The sequence below is a fragment of the Legionella santicrucis genome (assembly GCF_001468135.1).
Taxonomy (GTDB): domain Bacteria; phylum Pseudomonadota; class Gammaproteobacteria; order Legionellales; family Legionellaceae; genus Legionella; species Legionella santicrucis.
This window is the reverse complement of the sequence record NZ_LNYU01000085.1, coordinates 1-15,917: the sequence shown is the minus strand read 5'-3', so window position 1 is coordinate 15,917 and position 15,917 is coordinate 1. Positions and strand designations below refer to the sequence as shown.

Genomic DNA, 15,917 nt, shown 5'->3' with positions numbered 1-15,917 from the left:
GGTGATATTTAGCTCTATTAATCAAAAATTTTAACCTGAGTTTTTTGCCCAGAACTTTTCCACGCTCTTTTCATAATCTCTGTATTAAATGAAATACCAAAATCACCATTTCGATTAAGAGCAATAACCCCCATCTCGCCACTTAATTTTTTGTTCCGCTCATGAATCACATAATCACAAGCTTGTTGCAAGGGCATATTAAATTCAACCATCATGGATATGGTATGACCTACTACATTTCTAATTAAATACTCTCCTTCTCCTGTCCCAGAAACCGCACATGTATTATTATTGGCATAACAACCTGCTCCAATAATACAACTATCGCCTATTCTTCCTGGAAGGCAATTACTGGTTCCTCCTGTAGAGGTTCCGGCAGCAAGATTTCCATGCAAATCCAAAGCTACAGCGCCCACGGTTCCTGTTATTTTTTTATTTTGGATCACTTCTATGGTCTCTATTTTGTTGAGATTTTGAAACATTTCATATTGATGAGGGGTTATAAAATAAGGCTCATTTTCAAGCTCAAGATTATATTTTTTTGCAATTTCTAAAGCACCATATCCTGAAAGAAAAACGTGACTCGTATGTTCCATCACTAAACGAGCAAGATGAATTGGGTTTTTCACGGTACGCACCATAGAAACGGCACCTGCCTGCAAATTATTACCATTCATGATTGACGCATCCATTTCAACTTCACCACGACAATTTAATGCAGAACCTTTTCCAGCATTAAATAAGGGATTATTTTCAAGAGCTTTCACCGCCTCTTCAACAGCATCTAAAGCCATTCCACCTTGATTAAGTACAGAATAACCTTTTTCGAGAGCATCAATCAGACCTTTTTCAATGTCATTTTGATATTTTTGTAAGAAAGGATAATTTTCACTGGCCCCACCATGTACCGCAATTGCAATTTTATTCATGCTCTTATTCCAAATTTGAATTTTTTATGGGGATTGCTGGATTTGCAAGGGTTCGATTTGCGATTGAAAATTGACATCCCTTAACTAAGAGATGCACTATTAAATTTTCAACAAACACCGCCTCCCCCTCTTCAACATCAGTGATATTGGTTTGATCTATATTTCTCCCATCGATAATCACAACCATTCCTGAACCATAACATTCTGCATCTGCTCCATTACGTATCACTAAGGCAGTATCTTCTCCTAAACCAATTCCTAATTGTTCTGGGTTCATAATAATTGCATGTGCGAGGCGACTAAAGCGCCCCCGTTTAATAAAATGGGTATCAATGATGCACGACTGCAAAATCCCTAAGCCTGACGAGGTTAATAAATTTCGATATCTTAATGCTTCAGATAGTCCACCACCTGTAATCATTACCGAAGCCATCACCATTGCCCCAGCACTTGTTCCTGCAATAATGAAGTCACTATCCTGTATATATCGTTCTTTAATAATATCAACAATGGGTGTGCCACCTAATATTGTGGATAAGCGAAATTGATCACCCCCCGTAAAAAAAAGGGCGCCCGCATTTTCGGCTCGTTTTAAATACTCACTATTACGCGCCTCCCCCCTTTTCTTAATGGGAATAAAACCTATATTGTTATAACCCATATTTTGAAAAACATTTTGATAAACTTTCTTCACTTCCTCCTGAATTTCTGAACCCGTCGTAATAATTTCTATTTTCTTATTCGACGGGGGTAACAACTCACTTAGGATTTCATAGCGAGTAAACTCTTTTTTTTGTTCCGTGTCGGTTGATGGGCCATTACCTTTATCTTCAGCACCCCCGATAATCAGTAACTTAGCCTTGGGTACCATTATAAACCTCGCTGGCTGCCTTAAATTGTTTTTCCTTTTGCTTTAAAAAATGAACCGTTTCAAATACATTTTCAACGGCACAAAAGATAAAAGAATTAACATCTGCAACTTCTAATACATGCTCAATGGCCATCAGTTCATCTGAGATAATATTTAATGAAGGTTTAAATTCAGAGCGCAGAATTCCAGAAACAAGAAGACGATTAATTTCATTATGCGTTCGTCCTCTTCCATCCTTATCATGGCGGATCACAATCTCATCAAACATAGAGGCGGCGTGGAAGCCTAATTTTTCTATATCCTCATCACGTCGATCACCAGCAACGCCGATAATCCCTATTTTTTTAGCACAATGCACTGACTCAAGGTAATTCTTTAACTCACAGAAAGCGCCTTCATTGTGCGCATAATCAACCATGACTTGGCAATGAGGAAATTTAAAAAGATTCATACGTCCAGGTAAATTATCAAATGTAGGATAAAAAACATGCAGTGCTTCTTTTATTTTTTCAAAAGAAAACTGACTAATCACTCCAGCTAAAGTAGCAGCCAATATATTGGCTATCATGCTGGTAGCCGCTCCATGAAAACTTAGAGGGATTGATTTAATATTCGATAAAAAGGTGCGCTCAGAACCTCTTTGCACCACAAGCTTCCCTTGATCAATATATGCGGCTAATCCTCCCGCCCTACAATGCTTTCTAATATGTGGGCTTTCATACATACTAAACAAAGCAATATTACAATCCAAATCGTTTTTTAAATCATAAGCTAAATGATCATCGGCATTTAAAATGGCATATCCAGACTTTTTAGTACTATGAGCAACGACTGCTTTGACTTGAGCCAGATCTTCAAGAGTATGAATATCATTTAATCCCAAATGATCGCCACTAATATTTGTAATGACACTAATATCACATTCATCAAACCCCAAACCTGAACGTAAAATTCCACCTCGAGCGCATTCTAAAACAGCAAAATCAACTTCAGGATCATATAAAACTACTTGTGCGCTACTAGGACCACTGCAATCCCCACTATGAGCCAGTTTATTATTTAAATAAACTCCATCGGTTGTAGTAAATCCTACATGATGATTTGTATAACGTGCAAAATGAGCGATCAAGCGAACAACTGTTGTTTTTCCATTGGTACCAGTAACGGCCACAATTGGTATTCTTGCGTTTAAATGTGGAGGATAGAGCATATCAAGAATAGGCTTAGCAACATTTCTTGGTTTACCTTCATTAGGTGATAAGTGCATACGTAACCCTGGCCCTGCATTAACCTCAATAATTGCACCATGATTTTCATTCAAAGGAATGCCAATGTCCTTTGAAATAATATCTATTCCACAAATATCTAAATTCATAAGACGTGCTACACGTTCAGCAAGATAGATATTAAAAGGATGCACTTCATCAGTAACATCTCTCGCTGTTCCCCCAGTGCTTAAATTTGCTGCCTCTTTTAAAAATAGAATTTGTTTTTGAGGTAAGATACTTTCTAGATTCAAATTATTTTCATTTAAAATAGAAAGAGTTGCTTCATCTACTTTAATTGAAGTTAAAGTATTTTCATGAGACTCACCTCGATTAGGATCTTTATTGACCTGCTGAATAAGTTGATTTATTGAAAGTGTTCCATCCCCCACTACGTGGGCTGGGGTACGTTTTGCTACCGCAACTACTTTATAATTAATTACCAAAAACCGATAATCTTCGCCCGAGATAAACCGTTCTGTTATAATTTGATTTGAAATTTTTTTTGCTAACGTAAAACCAATATGAGCTTTTTGCCTATCAGTAATATGAGTCATAACTCCTTTTCCATGATTACCGTTAAACGGTTTAATCACTAAAGGAAATCCTAATTGTTTGATTGCTTCATCAAGTTCTTCTGCAGATTGAATCATCAAGCCTTCGGGGATTGGAATAAAGTTTGCTTTAAGAATCTGTTTTGTCAGTTCTTTATCTGCAGCAATATCAACACCAATAGAACTGGTCTTAGAAGATACGGAGGCCCAAATTCTTTTTTGATTCCGACCATATCCTAATGTAATTAAAGAGGTATGCTCATAACGCCTATAAGGTATTTTTCTGTTTTGAGCTTCCGCAATAATTGCTCGAGTACTAGGACCTAGACCTTGTTCCTTAAAAATTTCTTTTAAATGAGCAATCACTCTATCTAAAGAATATTCCTTTCCTTCAGCTATTGCGTTAATGAACTCCACAGCAGCAACACCGGCATATAAACCAGCTGCCTCTATTTGATAAGAAAACAGTACATGATAAACTCCATATTCTTGGGTTCCATAAGTCCTACCAAATCCACAATCCATGCCTGCCAGACATTGCAATTCCAATGCAACATGCTCTATAACATGCCCTAACCAAGTTCCTTCTTCAATTCTTTTTAAAAATCCACCTTCAACTCCTAAAGAGCAGCGGTGGCTTAACAGGCTTGGTAAATAATGAGTTAACCGTTTCTTAAAATTTACTAAGAGATTGGTAGGTAACTCCTCGTATTTTCCTATATCAAGCTTGATGACAATAAGCTCTTTCCTGGAGTTTGACCAATAATTGGGCCCTTTTAAAACTTGGGTTTTTAAAATGTTCATTTGCATTCCTTGGCATAAAATGAATAACTAAAAACTCTTTTTAGAATAGGAAGAATTATTTAATTCTTCAAATTTAATTACAAAATAACTGATAAATTATTTATTGTGAATTAAGGATGATCTTAATTATTTGAAAGTTAGATAATATCGCCCGCATTTCAAAAGAAATGCAGGCGAATTAAATGTTAATACAATTACTTTACATAGCAAAAACGATTAAAAAATCATTTCTAAGAAGTTTTAACGTGAGTTTCGGCTAAAAGAATCTATTTAGATCTAGTCGAACCGCTCGGACTAAGCCTTAAATGGTGCCCAGGCATTTCGAAGTAAAATCACGTTTTCTTATACGAAACTCACATTAATTTATCTCCTGTTATAGAATCCCGTGATGCTAGTAGTAAATGCAGGGGCAGAAAAATTTGGCCAATGATCCTTATCAAATCCAGGTGCATCTTTTAACCGTTGCTTGTCGACATTAAGAATAAAACAATCATCCTTATTGTCGTACATAAATAAATTCCAAGGCACCGCAAAAAATTTATTTCCAAAACCTAAAAAACCACCAAAATCAAGTACCAGATAATTCACTTTTCCAGATAACTTATCGATAACGACTTCGGCAATTTCGCCTAAATTTTCATGGGTGGGATTCATTACTTTAGTACCAGTAAGTTCACCTGATTTAACAATTCCTTTGTTTTCCATGTTCGAACTCCTTTCAAACTAATGATTAATCTTAATGATGAGTTTTACTTTGAAAGTCCTTAATTGCTTTCTCAGCTTGTTCTTTAGTATAACCATAATGTTTTTGAAGTTTTCCGAAAATCTCTTGTTGGTTCCCTTCAATTTGTTTAAAATCATCATCTGTGAGTTTACCCCAAGTTTTTTTCATTTGTCCTTTGACTTCTTCCCATTTACCTTGAAAAATATCCTTATTCATATTTATATCTCCTTATTAATGAGTCCTTATTAAATGTAGTCCGTAATTTCAAAAAATTCAAAAACCCTTAAGTTTTTAAGAGGAGTTAAATACCATTTTTTCAATGAATTAGATAACAGTGATATGGAGCTGGCTTAAATAGACTTCAACAAAAGTTACGTATTATAATCATTTTAAATTTGTATCCGAATCTCCTATTTTTTATCTGGAATCATTGCATGAAATTTTCAACACTATTAAAAATGATGCGATTTTGGCCACCTTTTTTGGGTGCGGGAATTAGCGTAAAAAACTTTAGTCTTGATGGAACATCTATTGTTGTCCAAATGAAAATGCGCTTTTGGAATAAAAACTATGTAGGTACCCATTTTGGAGGTTCTATATATTCCATGACTGACCCATTTTACATGCTGATGTTATTGAATTTATTGGGTAAGGGATATATCGTTTGGGATAAATCTGCCTCTATTCGTTATAAAATACCTGCTAAGGGTGCTCTTTATGCGCGATTCGAATTATCACTAGAACAAGTTGAAAAAATTCGACTTCAAGTAGACGAAGCTAAAAAAATTGAATCAGAATTTCATATACCTATTACTAATGAGGAAGGAAATACCGTTGCCGAGGTAAAGAAAATTTTATCAATCGCTAAAAAATAACTATCAAAGATTTAGCTTACCTATTTCCAAAGGTAAAAGTATAGAATTGGATTCCAGGTTCATCCACAATAATTTGTACGTACCCACTAGTAAATTGCTTTTGTGCAACGAGCGGATAAATAGAATCTTTATCGATTAACAGGCTACTTTCATTTATTTTTTTACCCTTAGAATCACTTAAAATCACCTTAATATGAATCGGTTTTGCAGTACTATTTCCCATAACAGCATACACCTTCCGAGCATTAAAATGTATTTTGAGTGCTGCATTCGCTTCTTCTGCACTAATATACTCTTTATGAACCTGCCATAAGCCCTCTAAGCTCCAAGCATTAGCAGATAACTTCGGAGAAAAATGATATAGAGTAGTTTTATCTTTTATAAGTTTTGGACTGTAAGAGCTATCAGCACGTGCATAACCTAAATAAGTTTCAGGGGTTTGTGTGAAAGAAACAGCATTATCTTGAGAGGCTTCAAAAGTAGTTAAATCCTTCACACCCAATAAAAAGCGAATATTATTTTCAGTAATATCATAATCGCCTTCACCAAAATGCTTGTAGACTACATCACCCTTTTTATTAATTAAATAATGTGCAGGCCAATAATGATTTTCATAGTTATTCCAGGTAACATACTGATTATCAAGCGCTACAGGGTATAAAATTCCATAGAGTTTTACTGCCGCTTCCACATTAGATAATTTTTTTTCAAAATCAAATTCGGGCGTATGGACACCAATAATCACTAATCCTTGCTTGTGATAACGTTTATACCAATCCTTAACGTAGGGTAAAGTACGTAAGCAATTGATACAAGAATAAGTCCAGAAATCAACTAACACTACTTTTCCCCGCAAGTCTTTGATATGTAATGGAGGAGAATTTATCCACGCATCGATGCCTTGTATGGGTGGTGCGGGATAAGTAAGCCATAAGCCATCAATCAATGAAGTTGATGTTTTAATGCCTGTTTGAGGAGCTACAGAAGTAGAAACAACAAGTCCTTCAAAATAAAGCATGTACACCACACTTGCAATTATCAATCCCCCTAAAAATTTACGAAAAAGAAGCGCTCGAGTTTTAAAAAAAGTAAAAGTACCAATTAATTTTTTTCCATACAGAGAAATAATAAACATAGGAATTGCAGCACCTAAAGCAAAGGCTATAAGGGTAAAAAAACTAACCCATGTTGCTTTTTGCAAGGCAGTTTGAACAATTATTGCAGCCAAGATAGGACCTGCACAAGGCGTCCAAATAATTGCAATTATGCATCCAAATAAAAGTCCATTCCAAAAGCCTCCTTCAGAATCATGTGCTGTAGAAAAAAAATTTCCTATGCGGGTAAATCCCTGGGTCATTTTGCTAAATTGTTCCGTTAAATAATTCGAGAGCATAATGACGCCCAAAATTAACAAAATAATATAACCAAAATCGCGAACCCAATTAAAATCTATATCAAAATATTGAACCAATTGATGTGAAAAAAACACAAGCAGAGAAAAAAATAAAGTAAACCCAACAATAATGCCTATAGGCCTCTTTTTAGATCCAGTCAAAGATCCTGCCAGAAAAATAGGTAAAATAGGCAAAATACAAGGAGAAATAATAAGGCCAAAGCCTTCGATAAATCCCAATAATATATTGATGAAATGAGTTTCCATTTTTTATTCCAAGCAAATGCAATTCCTCTACACTTTTTTCTACATACGAACATACACACCACTTTCTTGTAGACGCTTGGCAACAACTAACTGAATATTGTCACGTGCTCTTGCAGGAAAATATTGATAAACATTTAAAAAATCTTTGGCATTAATCGTAAGAAATTGGCAAGCAGTAATTGTAATGATCCGCGCCGTTCTGCGTATATTACGTAAGATAGCAATTTCCCCGAATACGTCTCCGGGGCCCAAAGTATTGATACGCTTCCATCCCATGGAGTTTGTTTTCACAGAAACCTGTACAGTACCTTTAATAATAATATAAAGCCTATCCCCTATTTCTCCTTGCTCTATAACAGTCTCTTCAGGTTTATAGGCAACAACAGTACATTTATCAGCAAGCATTTTTTGCTCAATAAATCCAACACCTGTGAAGATAGGGGCCCGAGAAAGTATGGGTATTTTATCTATTTGCGACAAATTATTAATCGTATCCATATACCCTCTCCCTATTAAGATAAATAATGTAATCTAACTACTTAACTTATAGTATAGATTGTATTTTTTAAATTTTAGGAACTTGCCTTATCCAAAAACAATAAATAATTGCGTCAGTGATATCCGACTTTCTGGTAAACGATAACAACTACATCTAATAATCTCTCAAAGACTCACAAAATAATTGTCCAAGAAATAATAAAACACTAATTAAATCAGCCACTCCCCCAGGACTAACTCCTATTTCTGAAAAAAGTTGATGTATTTCCAACGCCTTTTGTCTGCGAGTTTGCAAACATGGGATAGCCAATAATTCTTTTACTTTGCCTTGCGCATAATCGAGTCCGGTTTTCCCTTTTTTGTAGAGAATGTTGGTATCGTCCATACACACTAAAAGCTCTCCATAGGCAAATAAACAAACTGTATCTAATGAGTTTGTTTCAATAAAAAGCGCGATAAATTCAGGAAGTAATTGAAAAAGCAAATCATATCCTTGGATAGCCATTTGCATCGCATCAACCACCTTATATTTTCGGCGTACTTCTGCTCCATGACTGCCACGATTTCCAGTATGATTTTTTAAATGTATTGGCCAATCCTTCAATAACTGCAAATGCACATCAGCAGGCGTAAAAAATTTTTTTCTGTGGGCTAATCGAATCACAGAAACACAGATAAGACCTAAAGCAAAAATAGCACCACGATGAGTATTGACGCCAAAGGTTCTTTCAAGCATTCTCCGCTCAGCTTGAATGGCTATTTGCTTTAATTCATCAAAAGAATCATTTTTTAACCCATGTTGTGAAATTTGATAAAAATAGTGGCGCAATGCAAACAAACTACGATAAAAAGTTTCGCCGTTCATATCATGGTGAGCTCCAGAATCAATAAAGCTTACTAACCCGGGTTTTGGATAAGCCTTAACTTCAAAATAAAGCGATCTAATCGCCATTTTAGCCAGAGCTCGCTCACAACAAGGAATAGTGTTCATAAAGTTCTGTTCTTGATAATAAAATTACTTTGTCTTTACCCTTGCACAATACTTTTTTTGTGGATGTATTGAGTAATTCTTTAATCGGAATATCTCCTAATCCCGAAAAACGTATTTCTCCATCTATAATTCGTTTAAATTTTTGAGTTAATGCATCAACAAGATTCTGCAAGTGATTTAATGAATATTCGTGATAATTGATAAGCAAATCAAGATCAGAATCCTTCGTAACGAAATCATACCCCGATAAATATTGGGATAAAAAAGATCCATATACTGCAACATCAGATATTCCATGTAATCCGATAACTCTATCTAAATCATCAATTCCATAATAACGCAGGAAAAAGTCCTGCATTTCTATGAGTTGTGGCGGAGGACTTTGCTTTTGTATTGCTAAGGGAACAACACGAAGACCAACACGATGTTTTTTATTGGTATACCAAAGAGGTAAACCTAAACTGATGAGTTCGTCATCAGGTACTTGTTTTGCATAAATACATGGCAACCCTTTTGCAAGCCAGACAGAAACCTGCTCTTTAATTAATTCTTTCTCTTCATGACAGGAAACAAGAAAAAAATCAGCACAAGGATCAAGATAGATTAAATGATGTCTTTGTAGCATCATGAATGATTAGCGACTTGCTTAATAATTGAAAAAGCTAACTTTCGTCCGCCACGTTCACTTCCTAAAAGCGCCCTATCATCTTCAATTCTTTTCTTTTGAATTGCCAAACCAATCTTTTCAGCAAGTTCAGATGGAGCTACAATCTCATGCAATCCTCCAAGTTGGTAAAAATTTTGCACTCCTGGAGCAAACACAGGAAATGTTTTGCTAAGCTCTTTAAGCTGCTCTAATTCTATTTTTGTCACTTTAGAAATACCTTCCAACCACATCACTGCTAGAGCTGCATCCGGTAATGCTAAGATTGTATCTGCCATCAATCCATAGGCAATAAAAGCACCGCCCAACGCTTGATTATAAACAAGCGATATCAATGGATTTCCCTGTTGACGTAAACATTCAAGACACTCAAGCAAATGACCAAAATATTGTTGCATACCCAACCATTCATCACGCATTGTTAATTCTTGCCCGGCAACATCCACTAAAAGTAATACTGGATCTTTAGATTGGCTTTCAAGAAGTTCAATTATATGTTCTGCCATAATCAGTGCTTGTTCGGCACCTAGAAAAGTTGACTCTTTAACTCCGAGAATATGAATCAACTGGCCGTTTAACCTAGCTTGGCCATAAATCACCGCTTGATTCTCACTAAACTCGATTTCCTGAGAAAAAATTAATTTTAGAATATCTTTTAATGCAACCATTTCTCTTTCCTTCCTCACAATTCATAAAGCCAAGCTATGACAAAATCCACTCCATGTATCATAAGTTGATTTTTATCTCTTTTGCTGCCTTTAAAAACTCGTCATCCTTCATATTAAAAAGAGTCGCGGCATACTTTGGAGCAACTTTGCTTAAATAAGTACCCTCTTCCTGATAACCTACTGTATCCTGGAATCTTTTTTTCAAAAGATTATGTTTTTGTTTGATAGAATTAATATTTAAGGGAATCTTTTTATCAAGGACAGTAATCAGCTTATCACGAATTACTACGATGTCCGAACCTACGTAGCTTTGTGCAACATCTTGCAAATAACGTGTTTTTCCTCCATATACGCGCCATACTAAAGCCCTATCCAATGCATTAAAAGCGTCTTTGCCTGCCACTGCTTGAATCACCTCCGGACCGGAAACACCAATTCGTCCCACTTCATTGATAATCAGATAATCCAAGCAAGATGAAATAATGCCCATGCCACCAAAAGCACCGTTTTTACCGCAAACGACTCCCACAGTCATTATTCCGTTATTTCTTGCATCAAAAATAGCACGAATCGTTTCCGAAATGGCTATTTCCCCAGCATTTGCTTCATGTAAACGTACCCCACCACTATCTATGAGCAAAATCACAGCCTTAACTTTGATTTTTATTGCCGCTTTGAATAAACCAGTAAGTTTTGCGCCATGGATTTCACCAACTGCCCCACCCATAAAATCTTTTTGCTGAGAAGCAATAAGCACTTTATTGGTTCCTAAAAAAGCAGAACCAATGACAATTCCATCATCAGCCTCCCCGGGTAAGTTTAACGCAGCTAAATAAGGACTATAATGTTTCTCTTCAGCAAGCCACTCAACAAATGAACTCGCATCAAAAAGAGCATGAATTCGTTCACGCGCACTTAGTTCTTGGTAGTTATTACCTGTTTTGTAATAACCTTGGAATTCCTCTAGAGCCTGGGTTAAACGTAATAACACTACGGCAGGCATGGCCCCATTATCATTGAGCGTAAATTGCAAGCCTATTGGTTCATGTTGTCTCATAAAATCTGCGATCACCATTTTCCAAACAGGTTTATAATGATCCACAGCTGTTTGAATCATAAATACGGTTTCGGAGGTATTATTTTCTTCGATAATCACTTCCAGATTACCTGAGCCCACAACGCCACAAACGGTTCTTTTGCCCCGTAACCTATTGCCTGAAAGAGTAAAACGAAACTCCATATTTTCCATAGTTATTACCTCTACCAATTTCTAAATTTTGCAGGTGGCTCATATAAACCATGAGAACAATCAACCAGATCTCGAATGGACTTGGCAGCTAAAAGATCTCTCGTTGCATCAGAAACCTTAATGCCTAAATCTTCAGGACGTTTTATTATGCCTCGCTGGCGCAGTTCATCAACTTTTGTCTTATTTCTTTTCATGCCAACTTCTGTATAGCCTGCAATCCCACGAATTGCCTGTTCACGCTCTGCCATAGTTCGACACATTAAAAGGTTTGCAATACCTTCTTCAGTCACAATATGACTTACATCATCGCCATAAATCATCACCGCAGGTAAATCAGCATTCATTGATTTTTGTAATTCCCAAGCATCCAGTTTTTCTACAAAAGTGGGCCGCGCCGAACTTTGAAATGTTTCAACCATTTGAATCACTAGTTTTCTGCCTCGAGGCATTTTCGTTCCTGACGCTTCGCTGCGTTCCTGGCCGGCTTTAAGCCAAGCATAAGAAGAATGGCGTCGTCCAGGAGCATCACAACCCATATTCGGAGCACCACCAAAACCTGCAATTCGACCTTCAACAGCGGTTGAGCTATTTCCCTCAAGATCCATCTGTAAGGTAGCACCAATGAATACATCACAAGCATAATGACCTGCAAGTTGACCTAACATGCGATTAGAACGCAAACAACCTTCTTTACCGGTAAAAAATACATCGGGACGAGCAGCAGCATAACGATTCATACCCACTTCACCCCCAAAGGGGTAAATGGATTTTACAAATCCAGCCTCTATAGCAGGAATTAATGTAGGTAAGGGATTCACAATCCAGTGCTGAGCTATTTTTCCTTTTAATCCTAATGATTCTGCATAGGTAGGTAACAGTAGTTCAATGGCGCATGTATTAAAACCAACACCATGATTTAGGATATTTACGTGATAAGGTGCATATATTCCTTTAATGACCATCATGGCCATTAATATTTTAATCTCATCAATTTGCGCCGGATCTCGGGTAAAAAGAGGCTCTATATAAGAAGGCTCTGGACCTTTAACAATTACATCAACCCAATCACCAGGAATATCAACTCTTGGTAAACGATCAACCAGTTCATTGACTTGCACCACAACAAAACCATTTCTAAAATTCGTTGCCTCAATAATTGCCGGGGTTTCTTCGGTATTCGCTCCGGTATATAAATTACCTTGTCGGTCCGCTTGCTCTGCCATGAGCAAACAAACATTGGGTGTTAAATCAGCAACTAATCGACCAAAAAGTTCATTATAAGTATGAATATTACCTATCTCAATTTTGTTATTTTTAACCATATCAGCCAGGCGTACTGATTGTGGACCGGAATAGGAAAAATCAATTCGCTTTGCAATTCCTTTTTCAAAAATATCAAGGTGTTCAGGTAATGCAATGGCAGATTGAATCATATGCAAATTATTCACCTGTTTGGGATCTAATTGAGTCAATGCTGCGGCCAAAAAACTGGCTTGTTTCTGATTATCCCCTTCAATGCATATTCGATCACCCGAACAAATCAGTTTTGACAGCACCGTGACTAAATCATTTGCGTCAATAAGCTTGTCACCTTTTAGATATTCTTTAATCTTAGATAGACGATTTAAATATTCTTTTCTATTGTGATCCCACATTATTGCTTCCTAAATTGTTTCTTTTATTTATATCAGTTTTTCTAATGAATAACAGAAATAATTTTCATTAATGCAACTTCAATCGAGGCCTTATACGACGGCTTAATAAATTAGATAAAGTCAGCAAAAAAACTCGCCACCAACCATATAAAGCAATTTGATGTTGTTTGTATAAAGATAAATAAAAAAGACGCGCTAATTTGCCTTCTATCATAAAACTCTTAGCCATATTACCCATTAAGTTACCTACTACATGGTGACTTAACGTCACCAAGGAACCATGATCGTGATAACTATAAAAAGGCATAGTATTTCCCATTAAATAGTTCTCCAAGTGTTTCGATAAAAAACGTGCTTGTTGGTGAGCGGCTTGCGCCCGAGGAGGTACTGTTTTATCGGAATGCGATTGGGGACAGCTCGCACAATCCCCCAATGCAAAAATAGCATCATCTAAAGTGGTTTGTAATGTTTGCTTTACTAGTAATTGGTTGATGTGATTGACTTCTAAACCATCCAAATGACGCAAAAAATCTGGGGCTTTAATACCTGCAGTCCAAACCACAATATCAGCAGATATAAATTTTCCCGATTGGGTATGTAATCCTTGTTCTGTTACTTCATTTACTTGTTCATTTACATAAACGGTTACGCCCATGTCGGTTAACTTAGTAAAAACCTTTTCTGACAGTTGCTTTGGAAGCGCAACTAATAAGCGTTTTGCTGCTTCTACTAAAGTAAACGAAATGTTCTTAAGTTGAATCTCAAATCCATAGTTAATAATATGTTGGAGCGCACTATTCAATTCAGCGATTAACTCAATTCCAGTAGCCCCTCCGCCTACGACAACAAGATTAAATGGCTCATGTTGCGTTTGTTGGGAAAGACGCATGAAATGATTTAATAATTCGCGATGAAAATAGACCGCTTGTTGAAGATTGTCTAAAAACAAGCAGTGTTCATATACACCTGAGATACCAAATTCGTTGGCAATACTACCCACAGCAATAATCAAAATATCGTATGTAAGTGTTCTTTTGGGTAAAATTTCTTTTTCATGACTGAAAAATGGTGCTAAATAAATTTCTTTTTTGTTGCGATCTAATCCTTCTAATGCTCCTAAAACGAAATGAAAATGATGGGTGGCCGCATACGCTAAGTATTCAATTTCATTTTCGTTTGTATATAAACTACCTGCAGCCACTTCATGCAAAAGTGGTTTCCAAATGTGAGTAGGTGATAAATCAATTAAGGTAATAGATGCTTTACCGCCTTTCCCTAGCTTTTTACCCAGGTTAGCAGCCAATTCCATTCCTCCTGCGCCACCACCTACAACAACAATATGTGGTGAATTTAACTTTGCCATAAAATTATTCCCTATGCTTTTATAATCAGTGTAGTTCTATTTATCTGTTTATTAAAACAAATCAGGCTTATCCGAAAAATAGGAACGACCATTACCTAAAAAATTCGTCAGTACTAGGTATGGGACAATTTTTTAAAATGAATTCTCATGAGGCTCCATAAGATATTAAGAAGACTGTAAAAAATCAAAATAAAGCTTAAAGAAGTTATTTGGGTCTTTTTGATTTTGTATTGTTTTTAGATTTTTATGTACCAAGAAAACCAATAGTAAGAAGAACAATAAATTTGTTATCCGTTAGCAACGATATGAGTTTTTTTAAGTTGCTATCCCCTAGATTTCAAGAACAAAAAGCGTTTCAATTATAAAATATATTTAAAATCAGTTGGTTATTTATTTTTTTCTCTATTTTTTTCAGAATTTTTTCATGTAAAAAAATATCCTTATAAAACACGATAATTTCTTAATGTTTACTTAATATTTACTTAATATTTGGGCTTTATAATGATCAATTTTTAATTATAATGGAAAATTATTATGGCAATTCGCGTTACCTCATTTGATTTTGATGGATGTCTGTTTCATCGCAATTATGCTTATTCTGAAAATAAAGATGTAATTGCCTCAAATAAAATCTTTTTAGATACCATTAAAGAGGAAAATCAAAACTTTACTAAAGCAATTGCCCTTATTGGTTCCAACAGACAATCCTTAAGTGTAGATTTTGCAAATAGTATTGGAAAAGGTTCTTGCTTTCCTGCGATCAAAAAAGTAACTGATCATCTAGGCTGCACACTTGATCCATTTCTCTTGGCTGATATTTACGGTGATCTACCCAGTGGTACCTCTTATGATCGTGCAATACATCAGTTAGATCATACCTATAATGGTGATCATAGTGACTGGTTATTTGATGATACAAAAGCATCACTTATTTATGCACAAATGCATAAAGTTGCTTTGGAAAACCCAACTGAAGAAATTATTTTTGATTTTTATGATGACCGCGGTTTCGGGGCACGCGCTCCCAAAGACATTCTTGAGGATTTACATGAGTTCTTCACTCATGTTACGCACACTCAGTTTTAAGCGGTCATATTTTTGAGCTCCTGCCAAGCAATTTGGTTTGCTCTAACAATGAGTTTGTACT

General features: G+C 36.0%; 15 protein-coding genes. 2 read left to right on the top strand and 13 right to left on the bottom strand.

What is annotated here, in order from left to right; all coding sequences use genetic code 11:
- Nucleotides 1-17: 17 nt before the first annotated feature.
- From Lsan_RS15550 to Lsan_RS15530, 5 genes are all read right to left on the bottom strand, one after another.
- Nucleotides 18-929 carry an isoaspartyl peptidase/L-asparaginase family protein gene (locus Lsan_RS15550; RefSeq protein WP_058515057.1) on the bottom strand — a complete coding sequence of 304 codons (912 nt, stop codon included), beginning with the start codon at nt 927-929 and terminating at the stop codon, nt 18-20.
- 4 nt (nt 930-933) lie between these two features.
- A complete protein-coding gene (locus Lsan_RS15545; RefSeq protein WP_058515056.1) occupies nt 934-1,800 on the bottom strand; it encodes a cyanophycinase in 867 nt (288 codons plus the stop codon).
- Nucleotides 1,784-4,423: a cyanophycin synthetase gene (cphA, locus tag Lsan_RS15540; RefSeq protein ID WP_058515055.1), complete on the bottom strand. Its 2,640-nt coding sequence runs from the start codon at nt 4,421-4,423 to the stop codon at nt 1,784-1,786. Before cphA ends, Lsan_RS15545 begins: the two co-directional genes overlap by 17 nt.
- Before the next feature lie 363 nt (nt 4,424-4,786).
- Nucleotides 4,787-5,128: a PRC-barrel domain-containing protein gene (locus Lsan_RS15535; protein ID WP_058515054.1), complete on the bottom strand. Its 342-nt coding sequence runs from the start codon at nt 5,126-5,128 to the stop codon at nt 4,787-4,789.
- Between the two features lie 31 nt (nt 5,129-5,159).
- A complete protein-coding gene (locus tag Lsan_RS15530; protein WP_058515053.1) occupies nt 5,160-5,363 on the bottom strand; it encodes a CsbD family protein in 204 nt (67 codons plus the stop codon).
- Nucleotides 5,364-5,581: 218 nt separating this feature from the next.
- Between Lsan_RS15530 and Lsan_RS15525 the strand changes: the two genes are divergently transcribed.
- On the top strand, nt 5,582-6,022 hold the full coding sequence (locus Lsan_RS15525) for a DUF4442 domain-containing protein (RefSeq protein ID WP_058515052.1): 441 nt from the start codon (nt 5,582-5,584) through the stop codon (nt 6,020-6,022).
- A 16-nt stretch (nt 6,023-6,038) separates the two neighbouring features.
- Here Lsan_RS15525 and Lsan_RS15520 read toward each other — a convergent pair whose 3' ends face one another.
- From Lsan_RS15520 to Lsan_RS15485, 8 genes are all read right to left on the bottom strand, one after another.
- Entirely contained in the window at nt 6,039-7,682 is a 1,644-nt protein-coding gene (locus Lsan_RS15520) for a cytochrome c biogenesis protein DipZ (RefSeq protein WP_058515051.1), read from the bottom strand.
- Nucleotides 7,683-7,721: 39 nt separating this feature from the next.
- Nucleotides 7,722-8,180 (bottom strand): cyclic nucleotide-binding domain-containing protein, encoded by a 459-nt coding sequence (locus tag Lsan_RS15515; RefSeq protein WP_058515050.1) that lies wholly within the window; start codon nt 8,178-8,180, stop codon nt 7,722-7,724.
- A gap of 154 nt (nt 8,181-8,334) precedes the next feature.
- Entirely contained in the window at nt 8,335-9,171 is an 837-nt protein-coding gene (locus Lsan_RS15510; RefSeq protein WP_058515049.1) for a triphosphoribosyl-dephospho-CoA synthase, read from the bottom strand.
- Nucleotides 9,149-9,799 (bottom strand): phosphoribosyl-dephospho-CoA transferase MdcG domain-containing protein, encoded by a 651-nt coding sequence (locus Lsan_RS15505; protein ID WP_237762158.1) that lies wholly within the window; start codon nt 9,797-9,799, stop codon nt 9,149-9,151. Before Lsan_RS15505 ends, Lsan_RS15510 begins: the two co-directional genes overlap by 23 nt.
- Complete coding sequence (locus tag Lsan_RS15500) at nt 9,796-10,503, bottom strand: biotin-independent malonate decarboxylase subunit gamma (RefSeq protein ID WP_058515048.1); 708 nt, start codon at nt 10,501-10,503, stop codon at nt 9,796-9,798. The genes Lsan_RS15505 and Lsan_RS15500 overlap by 4 nt, the downstream gene beginning before the upstream one ends.
- 58 nt (nt 10,504-10,561) lie before the next feature.
- Nucleotides 10,562-11,752, bottom strand: a complete 1,191-nt coding sequence (locus Lsan_RS15495) for a biotin-independent malonate decarboxylase subunit beta (protein WP_058515047.1) — start codon at nt 11,750-11,752, stop codon at nt 10,562-10,564.
- A gap of 11 nt (nt 11,753-11,763) precedes the next feature.
- Nucleotides 11,764-13,407, bottom strand: a complete 1,644-nt coding sequence (gene mdcA, locus Lsan_RS15490) for a malonate decarboxylase subunit alpha (protein WP_058515046.1) — start codon at nt 13,405-13,407, stop codon at nt 11,764-11,766.
- A 67-nt stretch (nt 13,408-13,474) separates the two neighbouring features.
- Nucleotides 13,475-14,770: an NAD(P)/FAD-dependent oxidoreductase gene (locus tag Lsan_RS15485; protein WP_058515045.1), complete on the bottom strand. Its 1,296-nt coding sequence runs from the start codon at nt 14,768-14,770 to the stop codon at nt 13,475-13,477.
- Nucleotides 14,771-15,304: 534 nt separating this feature from the next.
- Between Lsan_RS15485 and Lsan_RS15480 the strand changes: the two genes are divergently transcribed.
- Nucleotides 15,305-15,856 carry a hypothetical protein gene (locus tag Lsan_RS15480; RefSeq protein ID WP_237762157.1) on the top strand — a complete coding sequence of 184 codons (552 nt, stop codon included), beginning with the start codon at nt 15,305-15,307 and terminating at the stop codon, nt 15,854-15,856.
- Nucleotides 15,857-15,917 lie beyond the last annotated feature (61 nt).